Genomic DNA, 21502 nt, shown 5'->3' with positions numbered 1-21502 from the left:
TATGGCAAATAGTAAATCTTGGAATAAAATCTTTAAAGATTATGAGATCTTAAGACATGATTTTGATAAATCTCCTTTTTTGCTTTCTGCCGATGATATCAAGAAATCTGTCCAAAGGTTCAAGAAAACAGCAGAAAAAGAAGTGCGTATTTTATGTAAACAAGATACCAGAGAGGATAGACCAAAAGTTTTTCAAGAGAATGGCCTATTTTTACTTCCAGTCAAAAATGGTTTTTACAACATTATTAAGGGCGAGGGATATGTTGATATTCCATCAATTCAGAATGAGGTAACTGTATACTCTTCTAGATTAGATTTCTCTTTAGACACGGCTAAAGTGGGGGATTCTGAAATGCAGCATTTGGATTACGCATATGCCTCAAGCTTAATCCGAACTTTCATGAACGATGTCTCATTAGTTCTAACCATACGGGGGCGCAAATATACTCCCATTTTTCAATTTTATGTTGGAAAACAGTTGATTAAAGTTAAAAGCGTACAGACGGAGGTTGATGCTGGGTATGAAGGAAAAAACCAGGTTGTGCTCGTTGAGGCAAAAAACTTTAGTGCGAAAAATACAATTATTCGTCAGCTTTACTATCCATTCAGACAATGGCAAATTCGTACAAAAAAGAAAGTTATGACTCTATTTTTTGACAAGGAACAGGATACAAACATTTACTCAATCTGGCAATTTGAGTTTACGAAACTAGATGATTACAATAGTATCAAACTTGTTAAATCTGGAAAATTTAGGATCAAATGATGTTTGTTCCCATTACTCAAAAAATAGCTGAATATGGTTCTTTAATATCCCCTGTAAGAGATCGGAATCGACCTATATATAATTGGCATGCCTTTAAGCACAGTTATTCAAAAAACCTTGTTGAAAAAATAGTCGGGACTTTTAATCTTGAAAAGGGATCGTGGGTTCTCGATCCCTTTTGTGGTGGAGGCACAACGCTTCTTGCCTGCAAAGAATTAGGTATTAACTCAATGGGTTTTGATATACTTCCTTTTTCAGTATTTTTATCCAGTGTCAAAGTAAAAACCTACGAGCCACGAGCACTTAAACAGCAGCTCAAACATTTTAACGAGAGTAATCGGCGAATGCTGAGAAGGGCTTCATTCCCCGACATTGAGCTTATGAATAAGGCGTTTAGTGAAGATGTAAAAGACGAGTTATTGGATCTGAAATACAAAGTAAAGATGATTCGAAATTCTGATGTTAGAGACTTTTTTATGTTGGGTCTATTAAGTATTCTTGAATCGGTAAGCAATACTTCAAAAGCTGGAGGTTTCTTACGAATCAGTGAAAAGAATATTTCTGGACAAGATGTACATCCAAAATATTTAACAAGAATTAAGGCGATGATTGATGATGTAGAAGGATTCAATAATACTTTAAAATTTCCAAAGATAAAAGCGATTGTAGGAATGTCTGATTCAAGAAAACTGTCAACCGAAAGAAAGTTTGATGCAATAATTACCTCGCCACCTTATCCGAATAGGCATGATTACACAAGGATATATGGGCTTGAATTGATGTTTAATTTTATTCGGGATAATAGCGAGCTAAAACAGATTAGATACAACACATTAAGATCCCATGTTGAAGCGAGAAAACGATTTAAAGTCACGAGCTATAAAGAACCGGCAATTATTAATAAAATAATTACCCGGGTTGAAAAAGCGGGTTTAAACAATTCAAAAGTTCCCGAGATGATTGCAGGGTATTTTGAAGATATGTTTCTTTCATTATTGCAGATGCAAAAACATCTGAAGCGCGGTGGGAAATTAGCGCTCGTTGTAAGCAATGTTCGATTTGGGGGTATAAATATTTATGTTGATCAAATTCTTGCTCAAATAGGGGAGCAAGCTGGGTTGCAAACTAACGCAATACTCGTTGCTAGATATAGAGGAAATAGTGCCCAGCAAATGGAGCGATTTAAAAGGAAACCCTCAAGAGAAAGTATTATTATTTGGAAGAATACTTAGAGGTTTCGTCCGTCGATTAATTATCTTTCCTGTTTTTTGATAGTGCAAAAACGCCTTCTTTAGAAAGTTGTGCCTGTTTTCAAGTGAGTTTCTTTCAACTGAAGCTTGAGAAATATGCTTTTGAAATTCATCAATGATGACTTTATTCTTTGGTGGGTCATATTTTCTCAACAAGGTCAGATTATCCGTAATTTCGTGTAAAAGCTTCTCGTAAAATTCAGCAAATTTAGAGATTAATTCAAGCTTTTTGTCTTGATATAGCTCTTCAGCAAAAAGGTAGGCGGATACGGCCACAGCTCTACTAGAAACTGCCTCAGCTTTATCCTCAAAACTTTTATCCATTTCCTCTAGAACTTTTGTTATTCTTTTAAAGTGATCAGTAATATTATCTATATCTCGATTAAAAAATGCTTCAAGATCAGGCAGACGAGCCCTGGTAAATTCATTAGTTTCAGCTCTGATGACAGAATTTATACAGATCTGAGCCAAAGTAAACTGTTTAGAGTATCTTTTTTGGGAAAGATGTGTTTTTTCTAAAAATGGGATCTGTTTCTTTTTTGCGGCGAAAATAAAATCTCTGATAACACCAATATGGGCATTTAATATCTCTCCAGAGTTTAGTGGTTTGCCTAGTTGCAATCGCAGGAATATTTCTCTAATAAAATCCTCGCTAAAATCGTCACTTTCTTTATATATAATAAACTCAAGTAAATAATTTTCAATTCTTTTAGCTTCTTCTGTTAGCTCTTCTCTAAGCTTTTCATATGTATACTTTTTACCATGAACTACAATCTTCAAAGGCTCTTTTTTTTCAGATCGAAGCTTTTCATAACTTGGAGAAAAAAACTGGAATAAGGCTAACATTCTTTGCTTTCCATCAATACATTCATATCTAAAACTTTGTTTATTGTTTTTAAGCTCGAATAAATAGAGCTTTGGGATATCAATTCCTTCAATTATAGAATCAATTAATTTTTCCTTTGTACTATCTAACCAAACTTCTTCTCTTTGGTAATCTGCATCAAGATCTATAGTATAAATCAACTCATCAACAAAATCCTTCACTCTAACGAATAAGGCGGATCTTTTGTCATCCAAGGCAAAAACTCTTTCAAGATCTTTGTTTTTTTTCTTATCCTTTCTGGTCATGAATTAATAAGTTTTTTTATAAACTCTGTTTTGTTGATGTCATCATCATTTGGTATCATAATTTCTATTTTTTTTAGTAGCCAACTCTTGAAGGGATTGTCGTTTTCCACTCTTGGAACAAGAGAAGTTTGGTATCCACGCTCTTTTATCTCCTCAATTGTCTTAATTCCTGGGAAAAAACCAAATCTTTCCTTTATTTCTACCCCACTCTGTTGATCATTGATAAGTTGAATTTCAAGTTTATTTTTACTTTTTCTCTCTAGATTTGCCTTAAAAATTAAGTCGATTAAACCTATATCATTCGCACTAAAAGAACAACCAACCACCCTTAGTATATCGCATTCTATAAGAGATTCTAGAGCTCGACCCCAGATAAAATTATAGGGGAATTCCAGATAATTTTTTCGTGTTCCAGGGGGTATGATTAGTATTTTTCTGCCTGTTTTCTTGTTTTTAAGTGTAAACCCTCCATGCAACTTAAGTATGAATCTACGGCCAGCAGGATTGCTGAATAATGAATAATTTGGTTTTTCCTTAAAGACTCTCTCGTAAGATTTGTCTAACACATCGTCATAATTTAAGGAGATTATAGCCACTAAAGTTTCTTTATCATCTGTCTTTTTATGTAGCTCAAAAAAAGCTCTATGAAGATAAAATCTCCTTTGTCTTATCTCTCCAAGCTTTGAAGTAATATCCTTTTCTAGTAACTTTTGTAGCCCCTTAACAGTAGCATCAGATTCTACACGATTATCTTTTATTAAACTTATAAAAAGTTCTATATCCTCAAAATCTCTTGTTTGTTTCCATTTTTTAAACCATGGTTTTAATTTTGCTTCTCTGCATATTCTCAATGAGACATCTTTCAGCAAAAGACTTTCTTTTCTGCTTTTTACGCCATCAGTAAACCAATTTGGGAAGAGGTTAGTAATTTCAGCGTGAGTCGCCCCAGCACCAAATAAATATACAATGTTTTGAGGTTTTGAATCTGACATCATTGCGTTGAAAGAAGAAATAATAAATAAGGGATCCCGTGCAATTATTTGACTAATTATTTATTTTATACCATTGTATTGCGTAAGTCTATTTTGAAAGAATCCATTTAAATTAATTGAGTTTTATTACGTGTTTTTTTACAGAGCGAAAGTGATAACAAATGTCGTACAACGTGCGATGTGCGACTCATTTATCTAAAGTTGCCAAGTCCAGGTTTTCTGCTAGGGTAGAGCAAGATGCTTGACATTTTAGCCCAGAAGGAAAGGAGGATATCCATGGACGTTTTAGTGGTAGGTTCTGGAGCGAGAGAACATGCCATTGCCTGGAAGTTGCGCCAAAGTCCCAAGGTGCGCAATCTCTATGTAGTGCCGGGTACCCATGGTACCTCCTCTGTCGCTTGGAACATTTCCATCGAGACTTCTGAGATGGAGGTCTTGCTCAAAATGGTTCAGGAGTTCGGGATAGGGTTAGTGGTTATTGGTCCAGAGGGACCCTTAGCCGAGGGCATGGTTGATCGTTTGAGTGCTCTGACCGTACCGGTACCGGCCTTTGGGCCCACCAGGGATGCAGCTCAGCTTGAAACAAGCAAGAGCTTTGCCCTGGGGGTTATGGTCAAGGCATCCGTTCCCCATCCTGAATCCTGGGTGTTCTTGAACCCAGAGGTCGTGATAACCTTTGCCAAGGGGTATGGGAAGCCCATTGTGGTAAAGGCAGATGGTCTGGCTCAAGGCAAGGGTGTGTGGTTGTGCCATACCATAGAGGAGGTAGAGAGGGCAGCCAATCTCTGCTGGAAGCTTTTCCCAGAGCAACACATTGTGGTGCAAGAGTTGCTGGAAGGGCGAGAGGTAAGCGTGTTCTGTTTTACTGACGGCTGGAACATTTCCCCCTTGGTTGCAGCTTGCGACTACAAGCGCTTGCTCAATGGAGACCAAGGTCCCAACACCGGAGGCATGGGAAGCTATGCCTGGCCCGAGTTCTGGGATGGCAAGCTGGATTCATGGGTTAGAGACTGGGTGATGAGACCGGTGCTGCGAGAAATGCAGAGGCGCGGCACACCCTTTCAAGGTATGCTCTATGCCGGGCTCATGCTTACTGAGGATGGTCCCAAGGTCTTGGAGTTCAACGCCAGGTTCGGGGACCCAGAGGCGCAGGTGATTCTTCCCTTACTGGAAGGCGACCTACTGGAGATCATGCAAGCTTGCACGGATGGAAACTTGGACAAGGTCCAGGTTTCCTGGAACCGCGCTCTCCATACGGTTGGCGTGGTCATGGCTTCTCACGGCTATCCAGGAAAGTACGGGAGCGGATATCCCATTGAAGGACTGAATGGGGATCTTCTGGTCTTCCACGCAAGTACGAAGAGTGTGGACGGGAGAGTCGTGACCGACAACGCGAGCGGCAGAGTGCTGACCGTAGTAGGTCTCGGAAGCTCTCTTAAAAGAGCTCGCGAATCAGCCTACACGAGCTTGGAAACGATCAGCTTTGAAAAGGCGGTGTGGCGCAAGGATATTGGAGAGATCCGATAAGGACCAACAAAGAGGGCCGATGCAACCAACATCGGCCCCTTTCTTTAAGATACAGTGGTGGAGCTGGTTGACTCAAAGCAGAGAGTTGTCAAAAAAGCGGTTTTTTGGTAGAATGTTACTATAAATAACTCTATTGCATAATAGAAAAAAATATGGCGAAACGACGATCCGGAGTATTTAATAGAAAAAAGTTTCACACAAAGAGAGGTCCAACGAGACGCGCAGCAAAGAAAAGGATGCTGGAACTAAAAGCAATGAAGCCAGCCGCCCGCAAAAAAGCACTCTTAGGAGAGAAGTAAAATACTCTACAAAATTTTATAAATAAAAACCGCAAAAAAGGTGATTTTTGGGTAGAATTGGGGTGTGCAAAACTAACTAAAAGAAAATTGATTTTGAGTCAGTATCCTTGGTATAATATTATTGGGAGCGTTTATGGTGTAAGTTAAATAAACCTGCTTGGTACCTGTAGATAATTTATCAAGGCTCGATAAGGTCTATTTTTAAAAATACATATGTCATTGAAAACAGTTCTTGTTGTAGATGACGATGAAGCACTTCGTCTGGTACTTTCGGAGGCGCTTAGGGCGGAGGGTATAAAGACTCTGGAGGCCCAAAACGGCGTAGATGGGCTTACAATCGCATTAGAAAAGCATCCCGATTTTATTCTTCTTGACATTTTGATGCCGGAAATGGGAGGTGAGGAGATGCTCCAGAAGTTGCGCGCAGATGAATGGGGGAAAAACGCGTCAGTCTTTGTTCTTACGCAACTTGATTCTATGGATAAAATTAGTGACATGATGACTAGCAAGATTGATGGATATTTTGTTAAGAGCAGCCTTTCGGTAGAAAGCATGGTGAAGGATGTAAAAAAGAAACTTGGTATGTAACGTTACCTAATCTAACATACTGACATACTAACTATTATGAGCAATAAATTATTATATACTGCACTTTTCGTTATGAGCTTTGTGCTGGTTGGATTGATAGTGGGGCTTATCGAGAGATCAAGGATTGCATCTTTTCCTTCTGATTCAGGGCTTGCGTCAGTACTTATTGCGTTGAACTCCGAGGTGTCGGTTAAACAATCGGGAGATTCTGGTTTTACTTCAGTTGCTGAAAGCGTTGAAATCAGCGCGGGGGATGAAATACGAACATCTGATTCCGGAAAAGCCGTACTTATTTATCCCAGCGGTACGCTCACGACTCTTAACGAAGGAACACATCTTGTTGTTAAGACACTCCAAAAAAATGGCAACTCTTCACGACTTGTGCTTACAACCGGAAGTATTTGGTCAAGAATTAAAAAACTGTTGGGGGAGGACGAACTTTATGAGATAGAAACACAAGGAATAGTAACATCTGTTCGAGGAACTGAATTTGAGGTGGAAGTAAAAGACAATGTCTCAACTATTACTGTGCTCAGCAGCACCGTTGTGCTTACGGCGCTCGACCCGGAAACGGGGATACCGCTTGCAGAAAAGGTTGTTGAAGTATCTTCCGGTGAAAAAATTACTCTTGGGGATCAAGAAATACTCACTGGTGTACCTTTGCGGGAACGCATGACTCCAGAAGAAATAAAAGCAAAGATTCTTGTTCATGCGGGAGTTGAGCAAGAGCTCAACAGGCCGGAAATACGGAAAAAATTGCAGACCGCACGGGGTAATATAGTTACAGAAGCGGGGGTAACGCCGGACAGCCCTTTCTATGTGATTGAACAAATTTCTGAAGCCATAGGAACTTTTCTGGTGTTTGATGAGAACAAAAAAGCGCAAAGGTATTTACATCTTGCGTCGGAGCGGCTTGCCGAAGCAGAATTTCTTGCCAATGAAGGCAAAAGAGGGATAGATAAAGCGCTTGAGAGTTATGAAAAAATGCTTGTACTGGCCGAAGGGATAAGTGAAGAATCTGAGAGTGTAGAAACACAAAAATTGGTGGCCCGGGTAACATCAGAACACTTTGATATTCTTGGGGCAATATTAGAGCAAGCACCTGAAGAGGCACGAGCGTTTATCAAAAAAGCTGAGTCTGTTTCCCGCCAAGGACATATCACAGCTGTGCAAGCTATTTCTTCTCAAAGCCCTTCAGAGGCGCTGACCCTAAGTCTTGAGGCAACGCAGGAACTCCTTCGAGAAATGCAGGTTGCCGCCGCGAAAGAGGATTCACTTGATATGCTTGATAAACTGGAAGATTATAATCAATTCCTTCAGCTTGCCGGAGAGTCGCAAGGTAGCGACGCAGAACTTCTTGCATTGTACAGTATTAAGATAGACAATGTACTGCGTACTATTGAAACGATTAGTTTAATTTCTCAAGACTTACCGTCAAGAATTGGGCATACTATACAGGAAGTAAAAAATCGCTCTATTGACAGCCAACTTGTTTCCTTGGGCGATCTTGCGATACAAGATCCTGAAAGAGCGATTGAAATATTTGCAAATGAGGCAGAATACTATCTGTCAAATATTGAAGATGGTGTATTTTTCAGTGACGATGAGTTTGTGGAACATAATATAGATGCATATCAAAGGTATGTTGCATTCGGCGATGAAATAGCAATGCTTGCGCATGATCTTAAATTTGGAGAAGAGAGTCTGCGCAACCTTGTAGAAGAAGCAACATTACATCATGTTGATATACTGGAAAATCTACAAAGTCAGGTATCTTTAGAAACAAGGGAAGGTTTCAAAAGAGCTATTGCGGATATAGAACACCTGAAGGCAGGCGAGGCGCTCGAAACTATTAGCCCAGAAGAGTTTATACTTCTTCGTTCTATTGAGAGGCCAAGCGGAGAACTTCTTTTTCCAACTCTAACTCCAGAACTAGAGCAAATTCTAGAACTAGAACAAATTCTACAACTTGAGGATATTCTAGAACTAGAGAATATTCTAGCGCCAGAGCAAATTCTACAATTAGAGCAAATGCTAGAGCTAGGGCAAACTCTAGAACCAGAGCAAATTCTAGAACTAGAGCATATTCTAGGAACAGAGCAAATTCTAGAGCTGGGGCAAACTCTAGAGCAAGAGTATGAGTATATTCTAGAGCAGCAGTATATTTTAGAATCAGACCAAGAGTATATTCTAGAGCCGGGATATATTCTAGACGACGGTTCTATTTTACAGGAAGGATATATTCTGGACGATGAATATATTATAGAACAAGGGTATATTATAGACGATGAATATATTCTACAGGAAGGGTATATTCTAGACGAAGGATATATTCTGGACGATGAATATATTATAGAACAAGGGTATATTCTAGACGATAAGTCTATTTTACAAGAGGGATATATTCTAGACGAAGGGTATATTCTAGACGAAGGGTATATTCTAGACGAAGGATATATTATAGACGATGAATATATTCTAGAGGAAGGGTATATTCTGGACGGTGAGTATATTCTAAACGAAGGATATATTATAGATTCAGAGTATATTATAGACGGTGAGCTTATTTTAGAACCAGAGCCAATTTTTGAACCGCAACCAGAGCCAACTCTAGAGCCAGAACCAGAGCCAACTCTAGAACCAGAACCAACCCAAACTCTAGAACCGGGGTCAGAACCAATCCTAGAACCAGGGACAGAATCAACCACACCCTAGAGTCAATCGAAAAATCGTTAAAATTACTCCAGACTCTTGTGTTGGAGCTTAGATAAAACTGGCGGCTTTGTATCATGCCTAGTCAGTCAAACTCTGGCATTCAAGAACCGCCAATTCTTAGAATATGCGCCGCACAACACTTCAACATATAAATAAAAACCGTCTGCTTATTTGGCTGACGGTTTCGATTTTATTTAGTCTTGTTGCGCTTCTTGATCCCTTTCCCGCATTACGAAATGCGGGGTCTGATTTATTATTTACCCCGCAATCTCCTTCTGGCAAAGTTATCATACTTAAGGTTGATGACAAAAGCCTTAATCAACTAGGGCAGTGGCCGTGGGCTCGAGAAAACTTTGCTCGCCTCATTCGTTCTCTTGAAACAGCATCTGTGATAGGGATAGATTTAAATTTTAAAGAATCTTCTCGTTTTGGAGAATCTGATGACGCTGCTTTACAAAACGCTTTTAAAAACAGTGCTGTTCCTGTGGTATTACCTGTTGATATTCAGACAGATGATGGTGCCACTATGCCGCTTAGTCGTTTTATTCCATATACCCATCAGGGGTTTTCAAATATTATTGTGGATTCTGATGGTGTGGCACGCCGTATTGAAACAAAGAGCCAAGACTTCCCAAGCTTTGCGCATATTATAAGCACCATCTATCAACGCGGTGCTTCCTATGGAGAAATACTCTTCAGTAATCAAGATTTCACTCGTATTCATTACCGCGGACGCAACAACACCTATCCCTCTTTTTCTATAATAGAGGTTCTAGATGGAAAAGTACCGAGCCTGCTCATAAAAGATAAGATTGTATTAGTCGGCGTTACGGCAAGCGATGTCCAAAATTTTCATCAGACGCCGTTTGGATTAATGAGCGGTGTAGAGATTCAAGCGAATGCGATCGACACATTTTTAGATGGAATATCTTATACATTTAATCCCTGGATAAGTGTTGGGTTTATTTTTCTTCTTGCGTTCATTGTTGTCTGGGTAAGTGCCCGTATACGCAATACCTTTATGCTTTTATCCGTTCTTTTGGGTATTTTTGCCCTGTATAGCATAATTGTGTTTGTCAGCTTTGATAATTTTCTTGTGCTTGACCTTCTCTACCCGGGGCTCGCCATTATAGGGACTGCATTGATATTTAATGTTTCTCAATACGTTTCGATATCGCGCAAGGAGCAAATTCTAAGAGAATCTTTTAACCATCTCAATGCAATGGTAGAGAGCATGGTTGAAGGAGTAATAATGACTGACAGAAATTATAAAATTACAGTTATGAATCCTGCGGCTAAACGCATTATCGGCGCTCCCATAACGAGGACCTTATCCATCTCTGAGCTTTCGAATATACTAGGCAAAGAGCATGATATCAAAGGAAAGCTTGCACAAAGCATTGCGTCGAGTAAAATATCAAAGCTTGACGATATTCTGGTGCGGGACAAGTTTTTCCAAATTTTTATTGCACCTGTAAGCGCCGTGGCTGGAACAATAAAGAGCAATGTGCTTGGCGGAGTAATAATTTTCCACGATATAACACCCGAAAAAGAGATTGAAAAGATACGGGAAGACTATATCTCTATGATGGTTCATGAACTTCGTTCTCCTTTGGATGGAATCAAAAAAATGGCCGAAGCAATAATAGAAGAAAGAGGGGACCGCAAAAGCGAAGATTCATCTGAAAAGTATATAGCGCTCATTCATAGCGGCTCATCGCATATGCTTGAGCTTGTGAATGATCTTTTGGATGTTGCGAAAATTGAAGCAGGAAAATTTGATATTCGCAAGGAGCCATCGGATATTCAACAAATAGTTAAAAGTAGATTGAGCTTTTTTGAAATTTCGGCTAAAAACGCTCGCGTGGAACTGCACTCTCATTTTAGCGAAAATATCCCAAAGCAAGCCGACTTTGATGCCATGCGAGTTTCTCAAGTATTGGATAATCTAATTTCTAATGCATTGAAATTTAGTGATGCCCCGGGAAAGGTTGTTATTGATGTTTTTTATTACAAGAAAGGGCAGGGCGCGGGAGAGGAAGCAAAAAGTGCGGGAATGCGTCGGTTCATAAATAAAAATATCAATAAAATCCCCGACTCTTTAGTTATCGCTGTGTTCAACACAGGAGTAGCTATTCCTCGTGAAGTATTGCCTCAGTTATTTAGTAAATTTAAACAATTTAAAGCGGTCGCAAAAGACGGCACAAAGGGAACCGGATTGGGTCTTGCTATTGCAAAAGGTATTGTTGAGGGGCACGGCGGCATCATAGGAGTTGAATCAGAAGAAGGAATAGGCAACACATTTTATTTCACTCTTCCTACTTAATTTGTGTTACATCTGAAAGTCGCACAATAGTCATATGGAACCTCTAGCTTCAAAAATAAGGCCAAAGAGCTTAAAGGAGTTTGTCGGCCAAGAGCATCTTGTGGGAAAGGGGAAACCCTTGAATGTTGCGATTGCCCAAAAACACCTGTTCTCATTTATTCTGTGGGGGCCTCCGGGTTCTGGAAAGACAACATTGGCAAGGATATATGCCAAGAGCTTACATGCAAAACTCTATGGGCTTTCTGCGGTTTCAGCCGGTAAAGCTGACATTAAGGCCATATTGGCAGACCCTTCGACAAGCTCAGGGCAAGCAAAGGAGCAGCCCAAAGTTTTGTTCTTAGACGAGATCCACAGGTTCAACAAGGCCCAGCAAGACTTTCTTTTGCCTTATGTAGAAACGGGAGAACTTACTTTAATTGGAGCTACAACAGAGAACCCAAGCTTTGAGGTTATTGCGCCTCTGCTTTCAAGGTGCAGGGTTTTTGTGTTAAACGAACTTTCCCAGGAGGAAATGGCAAAGATAATAAAGCAGACAGGGTTAAAGTTAGATAAGAAGGCAAGTGATTGGCTTGTTGCAATGGCAAATGGAGACGCCAGGCAGGCCATTATGATGCTTGAGAGTACCAAAGAACTGTATGGCAAAATTACCGTAGAAACACTCAAAGACACGCTCCAGGCAAGGTTTTTAAGGTACGACAAGAAGGGTGAGGAGCACTACAACACCATTTCTGCCTTTATTAAAAGCATGAGAGCATCTCAGGCAGATGCTGCCTTATACTACTTGGCGAGAATGATTGATGCAGGAGAAGACCCCAAGTTTATAGCAAGAAGAATGGTTATCTTTGCCTCAGAAGACATTGGATTAGCCCAACCCACGGCTCTTGTTGTTGCAAATGCGGCATTTCGTGCAGTAGAGATTATTGGCCTGCCAGAATGTGCCATAAACCTGGCGCATGGTGTAGCATACCTATGTGAGTGCAAGAAAGACAGGAGTTCATATGAGGCATACTTTAGCGCTGTTAATGATGTGAAAGAATACGGAAACCTACCCGTTCCCTTGAAAATTAGGAACGCTTCAACTAAGCTTATGAAAGAGCTGGAATACGGAAAGGAATACGAGAAATATACAAAAGAAGATTTACTGCCAGAAAAGCTAAAAGGAAAGAAGTATCTAAGAAAACGTTAAAGGTCGAGGTTGTTTCTCAACATTTTCTATGAAACCAATAGGCAAAGTCATTCACTACTATAGCAAAGCAGGAGTGGTCATTGTTGAGCTTCAAGGCGAACTTAAGCTGGGCGACCGAATCCGGATTGAACGGGGAGACCAAACGTTTGAGCAGGAGGTTACTTCCATGCAAAAAGAGTATCAACCGATAGAGAAGGGAGAAAAGGGGGACTCGGTGGGCATTAAGGTAGACCAGAAAGCAAAAGAGGGGAGCCTTGTACTCTTGTTGGAAGAAGGGGAGTAGCGCATTTTGAGAGAAAAGAAGTTAAGGTAAAACTTAACAAAGTTAAGTTTGGGTGGGCAGATATTTTTACAAGCGATAAAAAATATGGCAGATTTTAAAGAAACCCTGAGGAACAAATTATTGCAGGACCTTGAAAAACTAAAGACACCAGATGGTTACTTGAATGCTGGATACCCGAACTATTATATACTTTTTGGCCGGGATGCGTTGATATCGGCATGGCAGATGCTTGAAATAAATCCTGAGATAGCAAAATCTTCTCTCAAGGTCTTAGCAAAATATCAAGGCAAAACCATCCATAGAAAAGCTGAAGAAGAACCGGGGAAGATTCTGCATGAATATCCTCTTGAACCAGAACAGCAAGCTATTTTATCCGACTGGGATTTCCCATATTTTGGAACTGTGGATGCCACCCCTTTGTTTGTTATTGTCGCTGATAAATACTTACAGAAAACTGGTGACATGAGTTTTCTTTCACAAATTTGGAAGAATGTTGTTGCAGCAGCCGACTGGATGTCAACGTATGGTGATATTGATAAAGATTACTTTGTGGAATACGAGAGAAAAATTCCCAAAGGTCTTTTTCATCAAGCTTGGCGCGACAGCTATGAGAATCACCTTAAAATTTCCTCCCCAGTAGCGATTGTTGAAGTGCAGGGCTATGTGTACGCTGCATACCTTGCTGCCACAAGAATGGCAAAAGTATTAGGAAAAGAAGTGAATCCTGAGTGGGAAGAAAGGGCAAAGGCGCTGCAAGAGCGTTTTCATCAGTCCTTTTGGTGGGAAGAGGAGCAGTACTATGCACTTGCTTTAGATGGAGACAAGAAGCAGAGAAGGAGCGTTTCTTCAAATCCCGGCCATCTGCTTTTCACGGGGATTCTTCCTGCACAAGTCTTGCCTCGGATTGTGAAACGTCTGTTTCAGTCAGATCTTTTTACTCCGTACGGCATTCAGACGGTTTCAAAACATGATCCAGACTTTGACCCTCAAAGTTATCACTTAGGTTCTGTCTGGCCTCATGACAATTGGATAATCTATTACGGGTTAAAGCAGTTAGGATTTTTGAGGGAAGCTGATCAGATAAAACAGGCCTTACTTTTAGTGCATCAAGAATTAGGACGCATACCAGAATTATTTGGAGTCAAAGATGGTAAAATTATTCGTCTCTCTGTTGGGGCATGGCAGCATGGGGTACCGGGTAACGTTATTCATGCCAATCCTATTCAGGCCTGGGCAATATGCGGTTTGCTCCAAATGATTTGGGAAGATTAAATGAGGATCGCCAGATAGGCGGTTTTTTGATATACTTTGTCTATGACTCACTATATTTGTACAGGAACATGCAAGGGTGTAAGTGATACGCCCGGTACGTGCCAGGCAGAAGATTGTCCAAAGCATGAGAAGATGCTTGAACCTTGTGATTGTGCCGATGGGCAACACTACGGCAAGCAAACTCATAGCGAGGATCACCCGAATCCCTAGAAACTTAACTTAGTTAAGTAAAGAGATTGTATGAAGAAGACTATTCTTGCATTAGGAGTGGTTCTTGGCATAGCCCTGGTGTTATATGGCGTACGAGGACAACTCTTGCCTTTTTTGTTTTCTCCTCAAGCACCCTCAAAAGCGCAAACAGGCATAGAGAGAGTTCCAGAAGAGGCGATTGCCATGATAGCTCAAGGACTTACTATTCCTTGGGAGGTTGCCTTTCTCCCGAATAAAGATATTCTGGTTACTCAGCGTTCAGGAGAACTTCTTTTGCTTGGAGAGGACGCGGTCTATGAAATTGAAGGGGTGGCGCACGTTGGAGAAGGGGGATTGCTTGGCATGGCCCTACACCCTGACTTTGAAACAAGTCGTTGGCTCTATCTTTACCTCACGACGCAAACTGAACAGGGCTTGGAAAACAGGGTAGAGCGATATCGTTTTGAGGAGAACAAGCTGTCAGAACGCACCTTGCTTCTTTCTGGGATTCCAGGAGCCAGGTTCCATGACGGGGGGAGAATAGAGTTTGGACCAGATGGCATGTTGTATATCACCACGGGGGATGCAGGAAATCCGGACTCTGCCCAAGACATACATTCTCTTTCAGGAAAGATTCTGCGGTTGAACGATGATGGCTCCATTCCAGATGACAACCCATTTTTGAACGAGGTCTATTCGTACGGACATCGCAATCCCCAAGGATTAACGTGGGATAACAAGGGGAGGCTGTGGAGCACAGAGCATGGAAGATCCGGACTTCAACCCGGCCAATCTGGTTTTGACGAGTTAAATCTCATTGAAAAAGGCAAGAACTACGGCTGGCCCGTTATTCAGGGAGGTGAGACAAAAGAAGGCATGGAGGCTCCCTTTGTGCATTCTGGAGCCGACTTTACCTGGGCCCCGGGTGATGTTGAATATATAAAGGGAAACTTCTTCTTTGGCGGACTTCGGGGGGAAGCTTTATATCAGGTTACAAAGAACTCAAAAGAGCTGAAAGCGCACTTCTTTAAAGAGTTTGGGAGGATTAGAGCGGTACGCCTCGCTCCAGATGGTATGCTCTACATTACAACCAGCAATCAAGACGGCAGAGGGCGCCCCAAAGAGGGTGATGACAAGATTATTCGTTTGGACCCGAGCTTGTTTGAGTTTTAAAATTGGTTACAGGGCTGGACAAATTGGGAAAATGTGATATGCTTGCTTCTAGCATGGGAGGTAGTGAGCATGGCCAAAGCGTATACAATTGGAAGGTTTACATTCTACAGAAAGGATGATCATCGGATTGTGGTGGCGGCCGAACCCCATACGGACGCGATACTCGAACATCTTGCCTCGCTTTATCAAGGCCAGGCAAGATACACCAAAACCCTTTTCAGGGGAGAATGGGAGTGGTGCGGGAACCCGGATTGCAGCAATGCACTGTATGTGCCTCAAAAGCACTTGCGGCGGGGTTATGGGCTTACCTGTTCTCCTGGTTGTGCAAAAGTAATTCAGGACGGGAAGCTGCAGACGTTGAAAGCACGCCAGGCATATGCTCGAAAGAGGCTGCTTCCGATTCCGCAGATATAAGGATATACAAAAGGAGGTCTGAGAGATGGGCAGTTCTGCAACGGCGGTGAAGCCAGCGCACAAGAAGAGGGATCTGGTTTCGCTTGTGTGGCCGGTCAATACCTGCTACTCAACGTTGATCAGCGGGGTGCCAAAGGATGTTACTCTTGATCTTATGGCTGGGACATGGACTTTTCAAGGTCAAACCCAGGTCATTGGGTCTCGGTGCTCTCCGGCGTACGACCGAACAGGCGACCCGATCGGCGTATACGACAGGAGGTTGCTCAGGCACCTTGAAGCGTTCAAGAATGACTGCGAATGGGTTCGCACAAGGCACGACCCGCCTGGCGATTAGTCCCGGATCCGCAAAAGAGCGAGGGAGAGAAGCACTGCTTCTCGTTTGTACCCCACTCTTTTTATTTTAGATTTTTTCCACTATGAAATTGACGATGAATGTCCCGGAGGCGTTTATTGGTAACGTGAGTGTAGATTTGAGTAGTTACAATATTCTTGTGGCCCAAAAACTCTTGAATCGTACGAAGATCAACTCCTTGCTCCAATAAGTCGGTAGCCATACTGTGCCGCAAAGTATGCGGTGTGGTGAAGAGGGGAATACCGGCTTTCACTGAGTACTTTTTTATCATGCGTTCAATGGAACGGGGAGTAAGGCGGTTCTCTTCTTTCCTACGCCCACGGTAATTAATAAACAAAGCCTTTTCGTTGTCGTTTCTGGTCTTTAAATATTTTTTCAACCATTCTAAAGCTCGCTCTGAAAAGTACACGGTTCTTGTGTATGAACCTTTGCCAGTAATACTAAGCTCAAAGTCTTCTTTGTTTAAGATAGAATCAAACTGCTCTTTGTTTAAAGCAACGAGTTCGGCTATTCGCAATCCAGTGGAAAACAGGGCTTCAATAATGGCTTTGTCCCGCAATCCCGCAGGATTGGTGGCATCTGGAGCATCCAGTAGTTTTTTTATCTGATCAAGATTTAAAAACTTTATTGATTTTTCTTTCGCTGCGTCTTTTGGCAAGGTGATTTTGTCTGGCGGTAGGGAAGTGATATCCTTTGCAATAAAGAAGCTCAAAAGGGCTCTTAAGGCTATTAAATAGTAGTTCTGGGTCAATTTGGACAGTTCTTTGCCCTTATTTTGGTATCTTGATAGGTAAAGCCGGTAATCCCATACATCCTCTGCAGAAAACTCATGAGGAAGAAGGCCTGGTCGATTCTTAAAGGAGAGCCAGGTAGTAAACTTTTTTAAATAGTGTTTGTAGTTTTCTTGTGTGCGTGAAGATAATCCGCGTTCTACCTCGCAGTAATCAAGAAAGTCTTTTATATGTTCTATGATGGGCTTTTTTGATTTCACCATATACTTAGTATAACATTTTGCGACATTTCATAAAATATTATTGTTTGACAGGGGAATGGTGATAGTTTAAGTTTAAGTCAGTAACCCCTAGCAAGGAGCAAAAGATATAATGGTTCATCGGTGGGTGTTCCGCGGCCTCACGGCAATATTTGTGGTCAGTTTTGTCCTAGCAGTTGTGCAGGGAACTCGTCCTGACAGCGAGATTCCTGTAGTGTGGCTCGCGATCATTGACCCATCCCTATTTGGAGTTATTGCTGTTATACTGGCAAAGCCCCGTGATTGACAGTTGGGAAACTCGGCAGATTGGGGGTAGTCATGTACCTGTTGCGATGGATTGGGAACCTTGTTACCGGGGCACTGGTTGGACTCTGGGAATCAACGAGTGTCGGCGACCTGCTCGCTCGACTGGAAGAAAGCAAGAGTCGTTAGCAACACTGCTGACAACGTCACGAAGAGGTTGAAATACACCTCTTTTCTTTTTCGGCTGTAAAAGGGCTAAAAGTGTAACCTCGGGTGAAGTATAGGCTTAAACGTCGCTTAATCTACATTGTGCGACTAATACCATGCTATAACCATATCTCTCCCCCAATGAGGTGTCAAGGGTCTTTAGAAGGTCTAAAAACGCCTAGAAATGGCCTTTTTAGCCTCTTTATGCGCAAAGCAGGACACCAGGTGGTCATTTACCATGCCAATGCCCTGCATAAAAGCATATAAGGTAGTGGGACCCACAAACAAAAAGCCCCTAGCTCTCATATCCTTGCTCATAGCTTCTGCCTCCTTTGAGGCCGTGGGAATATCCCCCAGCCTTTTATAGCTATGCTGGATGGGCTTACCTTTAGTGAAACTCCAGAGGTATTTGGCAAAAGAGCCATATTCCTTTTGTATGTCAAGTACTATTTTCGCGTTGGTTATAGCAGCTTGTATCTTTCTTTTGTTTCGTATAATCCCGGAGTTACGCAGCAACCGGTTTTGCTCTTCCCTGCCGTATGCTGCAATTTTTGCAACGTTGAAATTAGAAAATGCTTTTTTGAAGTTATTTCTCTTTGATAAAATAATTGCCCAACTTAAACCAGCTTGGAATGTATCTAAAAGAAAAAACTCATAGAGTTTTGTGTCATCAAAAAGGGGTCTCCCCCACTCCCTGTCATGGTACTCTATCATTTCTTGACTACTCAATGGCCAAGAGCACCTATTCTGTTTCATTGGCAGGAAAGAATCCTTTAATGCGGTTCCACAGAGTTTTTCCTGGTTCCGGGATCTTTTGTTCTAGCTCTTGCTTCAATTCTTCTTTCTCTCTTTCAAACTCCTCTTCAATGAAAGGTTTTCTCTTTTCAATCTCTTGTCCAAAAAAGGATAGAACTTGGTCCCATAATCCTTTTACCCAAGAAAACACCGTTGTATCCCATATGTTCTTTGCAATACTCCACATATTGGTCCACAAAGGTATTACCTGTGTTTTCCATACCTCCTGTACTGCCCCAGGAATCCCCTGGAGTATTTGAAGCCCAAACTCCTGTGCTTCCTCTACGGTTTCTGGAGCCTGAATGGGAGCTGTTTCTTGCTGTGCTGCGACAGGAACCGCACCGATAGTCATTACCAGGATAAGAATTGAAAGTAATGTTATTCGCATAATGCCATAGCTTCCTTTTGTATATTCTGACTTATTTTCTGGTACATTCCAAATAGCTTCTGGAATTGCTGGGGCGTGAAATGAATAAGATCTTTTGCAAAATACAGATTATGTTGCGCAAACCGCCTTTTGAGATAGTGGTTGACCGAAGGAAGTACGGTCACAGGATACAGGGCCTTGCCCTCAATGAGTTTTTCTAAACTTTCTTTCTTTGGATATTTCCATCCCGTAAGCTTCATGTTTTTGCATGTTCCGTACGTAATGGCACTGCTCGTGAACTTAGTATTGGTGATAAGCCAGGCGGTGTGTTTTGCCGGTTTCTTTTTCTCCTTTTTCTTTTGATGTCCCTTAATATCCAGAAGCCTGGCATACAGGTACATAGCAACCCGCACGTCTGACTTGATCCCCCTGGTGTTGTGGTATTTTGTCTCAACTATGTAGTGGTTATCTTTGGTGAAAGCCAAGATGTCTATCTCGTGTGATACGCACTCCCCCTTCATTATCTGGTTGGTCTTTGTCGTATAGCCGTATTCCTGGAGAATGGCTGCAACATATCTCTCAAACAGAAAGCCCGCAGGTCCCAACTCCATTATGCCTTGTTTTAGAGAATATTTTGCTGCAAGAGCCGGGTTTTCCTTTGCAAGGTGCCTTTTGGTCTTCTCATATATCTCTTTTGTCGTCATGCCGGGGCTAATCTCCTTTTCCACCGTGCGGCATACCCGATTCACCAGCGCCTTTGGAGCACCAGCTGCTAAGAGAGAGTTGCAGAGCTTTTGTCTGCTGTAGGTTTCTTGTTTGCCTGACGCCTTGGTGATTTTCACCCCGTTAGAAGTTAAAATTGTTAGTATTGTTGGTCATGGATGGTTTCTGTGTTTGTTGGAGTTTTGCCATTGCCTGCTTGATTCTCTGCAGCGTCTTTTCTTTGCCAAGAACCGAAGCCACCTCAAAAGGTCCGGCCGAAGCTTTCTTACCCGTAAGAGCAACACGCAGAGGCCATAAAAGTTTTCCCTTGCCTCCCGCTTCGGCTTCCTTAAGCAATATCTGTTCTATCTTTTCTTTATTCCAGTCCCCTTCTTTGAGGCCTAAGAGAAGCTCGTGGGATTTTTCCAGCGATTCTGCAATTTCTTGTTCTTCCATGTTTTTCCAGCGCAAGAGTTCTTTTTCGTAGTTCAACTCTTTTTTAAAGAAAAAGTCAGCCAGCTCCGCTATCTCAGAAAGCTTTTTTAGGCGCTCTTGGTATAGATTAACCACTTCACCCAAAAACTCAGGGCCAATCCCCTCCCCTGTTTCTTTTACGGCATAGGGGTGGGATTTTTGCATTCGCAAGGAAAACTTCTTTTGCTCTCCATTTCCATTTACCTCCAGCAGCCCTGCCTCTTTTAAGTAAGGAATTGCCAGTTTTACCAAGGTTTTCTTGTCTTTTTGCCTTAGGTAAAAGCCGTTAATCCAGTCTAAGCGTTGCAGGTTAAACACGGCATTCCCCTTTTGTACCCGGTCTAAAGAAAACTCCTTGACCAACCCTTGCAAAGAAAAGATTTCCCGCTCATCCCCTGGGTTCCAACCAAGCAGGGCAAGAAAGTTCACGATTGCTTCTGGCAGGTATCCTTCTTTCCTGAACCTGGTGACGGAGTTGTCTCCGTGGCGCTTTGAAAGCTTGGTCTTGTCTTCTCCAAGAATGAGCGGAAGGTGGGCGTACTTGATTTCTTGTTTAAACCCCAGAGCTTTTCTTATAAGCTGCTGCTTTGGTGTGTTGGAAATATGGTCTTCTCCCCGGATAACATGGGTGATGCGCATTAACTCGTCGTCCACCACCACAGTAAAATTATACAACGGGGTTTTTAGGTTCTTTGCAATCACAATGTCACCAGACAAAGTCATATCAAAAGAAACCTCACCCCGAATAAGGTCTTTGAAGGTAATTTTTTTGGGTTCCACTACAAAACGAATAGCAGCAGGTTTTCCGGTTTTTTTGTTCTGCTCTTGTTCTTTTAAAGAGAGAGTTCTGCATCTCCCAGAATACCTTGGGGTTTCTCCCCTGCTGGTTTGATCCTGGCGCTGAGCTTCCAGTTCTTCTTGTGTGCAAAAACACCAGTATGCTTTCTTTTCTTTAAGGAGTTTTTCAAGGTATTCCTTGTATATCTTGGTTCTTTCAGACTGCCGGTAGGGGCCAAAGCTTCCTTTATCCCCTGCTTTGGTTGGCCCTTCGTCCCAACTCAGCCCCAGCCATTCCAGGTTTTCTAACACGTCTTTCTCCCACTCTGGTTTTGAGCGCTCCTTGGCCGTATCTTCTACCCGCACCACAAAATCCCCTCTTTCTTTTTTGGCAAAGAGGTAAGAGAACAGGGCAGTCCTGGCGTTTCCCATGTGCAGGGGCCCTGTGGGCGATGGCGCAAATCTCGTTCTTACTCTCATTGA

20 protein-coding genes are annotated in these 21502 nt (G+C 41.9%); 13 read left to right on the top strand and 7 right to left on the bottom strand.

Annotated features, from left to right (window positions below; translation table 11 throughout):
- Window position 1 precedes the first annotated feature (1 nt).
- A complete protein-coding gene (locus IH982_01540; GenBank protein MCH7828536.1) occupies window positions 2–766 on the top strand; it encodes a hypothetical protein in 765 nt (254 codons plus the stop codon).
- Entirely contained in the window at window positions 763–1998 is a 1236-nt protein-coding gene (locus tag IH982_01535; GenBank protein ID MCH7828535.1) for a DNA adenine methylase, read from the top strand. Before IH982_01540 ends, IH982_01535 begins: the two co-directional genes overlap by 4 nt.
- Here the strand turns inward: IH982_01535 and IH982_01530 are convergent.
- Together IH982_01530 and IH982_01525 are read right to left on the bottom strand one after the other, a co-directional pair.
- Window positions 1963–3147 (bottom strand): DUF262 domain-containing protein, encoded by a 1185-nt coding sequence (locus IH982_01530; protein ID MCH7828534.1) that lies wholly within the window; start codon window positions 3145–3147, stop codon window positions 1963–1965. The genes IH982_01535 and IH982_01530 overlap by 36 nt on opposite strands.
- On the bottom strand, window positions 3144–4142 hold the full coding sequence (locus IH982_01525) for a hypothetical protein (GenBank protein MCH7828533.1): 999 nt from the start codon (window positions 4140–4142) through the stop codon (window positions 3144–3146). The genes IH982_01530 and IH982_01525 overlap by 4 nt, the downstream gene beginning before the upstream one ends.
- A gap of 234 nt (window positions 4143–4376) precedes the next feature.
- Between IH982_01525 and purD the strand changes: the two genes are divergently transcribed.
- The 10 genes from purD to IH982_01475 all read left to right on the top strand — a co-directional run bounded on the left by purD (window position 4377) and on the right by IH982_01475 (window position 16111).
- Window positions 4377–5666 carry a phosphoribosylamine--glycine ligase gene (gene purD / locus IH982_01520; protein MCH7828532.1) on the top strand — a complete coding sequence of 430 codons (1290 nt, stop codon included), beginning with the start codon at window positions 4377–4379 and terminating at the stop codon, window positions 5664–5666.
- Between the two features lie 152 nt (window positions 5667–5818).
- Complete coding sequence (locus tag IH982_01515) at window positions 5819–5965, top strand: hypothetical protein (GenBank protein ID MCH7828531.1); 147 nt, start codon at window positions 5819–5821, stop codon at window positions 5963–5965.
- 213 nt (window positions 5966–6178) lie between these two features.
- Window positions 6179–6553 carry a response regulator gene (locus IH982_01510; protein ID MCH7828530.1) on the top strand — a complete coding sequence of 125 codons (375 nt, stop codon included), beginning with the start codon at window positions 6179–6181 and terminating at the stop codon, window positions 6551–6553.
- A 36-nt stretch (window positions 6554–6589) separates the two neighbouring features.
- Window positions 6590–9268, top strand: coding sequence for a FecR domain-containing protein (locus IH982_01505; protein MCH7828529.1), 2679 nt, complete (start codon window positions 6590–6592; stop codon window positions 9266–9268).
- Between the two features lie 124 nt (window positions 9269–9392).
- Entirely contained in the window at window positions 9393–11594 is a 2202-nt protein-coding gene (locus IH982_01500) for a CHASE2 domain-containing protein (GenBank protein MCH7828528.1), read from the top strand.
- 34 nt (window positions 11595–11628) lie between these two features.
- Window positions 11629–12780, top strand: coding sequence for a replication-associated recombination protein A (locus IH982_01495; protein MCH7828527.1), 1152 nt, complete (start codon window positions 11629–11631; stop codon window positions 12778–12780).
- Between the two features lie 28 nt (window positions 12781–12808).
- Window positions 12809–13063 carry a hypothetical protein gene (locus tag IH982_01490; protein ID MCH7828526.1) on the top strand — a complete coding sequence of 85 codons (255 nt, stop codon included), beginning with the start codon at window positions 12809–12811 and terminating at the stop codon, window positions 13061–13063.
- Between the two features lie 84 nt (window positions 13064–13147).
- A complete protein-coding gene (locus tag IH982_01485; protein ID MCH7828525.1) occupies window positions 13148–14335 on the top strand; it encodes a hypothetical protein in 1188 nt (395 codons plus the stop codon).
- A gap of 240 nt (window positions 14336–14575) precedes the next feature.
- On the top strand, window positions 14576–15697 hold the full coding sequence (locus IH982_01480) for a PQQ-dependent sugar dehydrogenase (GenBank protein MCH7828524.1): 1122 nt from the start codon (window positions 14576–14578) through the stop codon (window positions 15695–15697).
- Between the two features lie 69 nt (window positions 15698–15766).
- On the top strand, window positions 15767–16111 hold the full coding sequence (locus IH982_01475) for a hypothetical protein (GenBank protein ID MCH7828523.1): 345 nt from the start codon (window positions 15767–15769) through the stop codon (window positions 16109–16111).
- 395 nt (window positions 16112–16506) lie between these two features.
- On the opposite strand, the gene IH982_01470 is transcribed toward IH982_01475, so the two are convergent.
- On the bottom strand, window positions 16507–17457 hold the full coding sequence (locus tag IH982_01470; protein ID MCH7828522.1) for a tyrosine-type recombinase/integrase: 951 nt from the start codon (window positions 17455–17457) through the stop codon (window positions 16507–16509).
- 109 nt (window positions 17458–17566) lie between these two features.
- Between IH982_01470 and IH982_01465 the strand changes: the two genes are divergently transcribed.
- Complete coding sequence (locus tag IH982_01465; GenBank protein MCH7828521.1) at window positions 17567–17740, top strand: hypothetical protein; 174 nt, start codon at window positions 17567–17569, stop codon at window positions 17738–17740.
- 332 nt (window positions 17741–18072) lie between these two features.
- Here IH982_01465 and IH982_01460 read toward each other — a convergent pair whose 3' ends face one another.
- Genes IH982_01460 through IH982_01445 form a run of 4 tightly spaced genes read right to left on the bottom strand, consistent with a single transcriptional unit; the run spans window position 18073 to window position 21499 of the window.
- Window positions 18073–18660, bottom strand: coding sequence for a DNA-3-methyladenine glycosylase I (locus IH982_01460; GenBank protein ID MCH7828520.1), 588 nt, complete (start codon window positions 18658–18660; stop codon window positions 18073–18075).
- Window positions 18647–19087, bottom strand: a complete 441-nt coding sequence (locus IH982_01455; protein MCH7828519.1) for a hypothetical protein — start codon at window positions 19085–19087, stop codon at window positions 18647–18649. Before IH982_01455 ends, IH982_01460 begins: the two co-directional genes overlap by 14 nt.
- Complete coding sequence (locus tag IH982_01450; GenBank protein ID MCH7828518.1) at window positions 19078–19908, bottom strand: hypothetical protein; 831 nt, start codon at window positions 19906–19908, stop codon at window positions 19078–19080. Before IH982_01450 ends, IH982_01455 begins: the two co-directional genes overlap by 10 nt.
- 4 nt (window positions 19909–19912) lie before the next feature.
- Window positions 19913–21499 carry a glutamate--tRNA ligase gene (locus IH982_01445; protein MCH7828517.1) on the bottom strand — a complete coding sequence of 529 codons (1587 nt, stop codon included), beginning with the start codon at window positions 21497–21499 and terminating at the stop codon, window positions 19913–19915.
- Between the last annotated feature and the right edge of the window lie 3 nt (window positions 21500–21502).

This window comes from Patescibacteria group bacterium (assembly GCA_022563395.1).
GTDB lineage: Bacteria > Patescibacteriota > Minisyncoccia > Minisyncoccales > UBA10102 > 01-FULL-49-22b.
The sequence above is the reverse complement of the archived record's forward strand: the minus strand, read 5'-3'. Positions and strand labels throughout refer to the sequence as shown.

Bases quoted from the DNA above. Each gene is read 5' to 3' on its own strand.
- IH982_01540 (MCH7828536.1), top strand. From the start codon at position 2: ATGGCAAATAGTAAATCTTGGAATAAAATCTTTAAAGATTATGAGATC.
- IH982_01535 (MCH7828535.1), top strand. From the start codon at position 763: ATGATGTTTGTTCCCATTACTCAAAAAATAGCTGAATATGGTTCTTTA.
- IH982_01530 (MCH7828534.1), bottom strand. From the start codon at position 3,147: ATGACCAGAAAGGATAAGAAAAAAAACAAAGATCTTGAAAGAGTTTTT.
- IH982_01525 (MCH7828533.1), bottom strand. From the start codon at position 4,142: ATGATGTCAGATTCAAAACCTCAAAACATTGTATATTTATTTGGTGCT.
- purD (MCH7828532.1), top strand. From the start codon at position 4,377: ATGCTTGACATTTTAGCCCAGAAGGAAAGGAGGATATCCATGGACGTT.
- IH982_01515 (MCH7828531.1), top strand. From the start codon at position 5,819: ATGGCGAAACGACGATCCGGAGTATTTAATAGAAAAAAGTTTCACACA.
- IH982_01510 (MCH7828530.1), top strand. From the start codon at position 6,179: ATGTCATTGAAAACAGTTCTTGTTGTAGATGACGATGAAGCACTTCGT.
- IH982_01505 (MCH7828529.1), top strand. From the start codon at position 6,590: ATGAGCAATAAATTATTATATACTGCACTTTTCGTTATGAGCTTTGTG.
- IH982_01500 (MCH7828528.1), top strand. From the start codon at position 9,393: ATGCGCCGCACAACACTTCAACATATAAATAAAAACCGTCTGCTTATT.
- IH982_01495 (MCH7828527.1), top strand. From the start codon at position 11,629: ATGGAACCTCTAGCTTCAAAAATAAGGCCAAAGAGCTTAAAGGAGTTT.
- IH982_01490 (MCH7828526.1), top strand. From the start codon at position 12,809: ATGAAACCAATAGGCAAAGTCATTCACTACTATAGCAAAGCAGGAGTG.
- IH982_01485 (MCH7828525.1), top strand. From the start codon at position 13,148: ATGGCAGATTTTAAAGAAACCCTGAGGAACAAATTATTGCAGGACCTT.
- IH982_01480 (MCH7828524.1), top strand. From the start codon at position 14,576: ATGAAGAAGACTATTCTTGCATTAGGAGTGGTTCTTGGCATAGCCCTG.
- IH982_01475 (MCH7828523.1), top strand. From the start codon at position 15,767: ATGGCCAAAGCGTATACAATTGGAAGGTTTACATTCTACAGAAAGGAT.
- IH982_01470 (MCH7828522.1), bottom strand. From the start codon at position 17,457: ATGGTGAAATCAAAAAAGCCCATCATAGAACATATAAAAGACTTTCTT.
- IH982_01465 (MCH7828521.1), top strand. From the start codon at position 17,567: ATGGTTCATCGGTGGGTGTTCCGCGGCCTCACGGCAATATTTGTGGTC.
- IH982_01460 (MCH7828520.1), bottom strand. From the start codon at position 18,660: ATGAAACAGAATAGGTGCTCTTGGCCATTGAGTAGTCAAGAAATGATA.
- IH982_01455 (MCH7828519.1), bottom strand. From the start codon at position 19,087: ATGCGAATAACATTACTTTCAATTCTTATCCTGGTAATGACTATCGGT.
- IH982_01445 (MCH7828517.1), bottom strand. From the start codon at position 21,499: ATGAGAGTAAGAACGAGATTTGCGCCATCGCCCACAGGGCCCCTGCAC.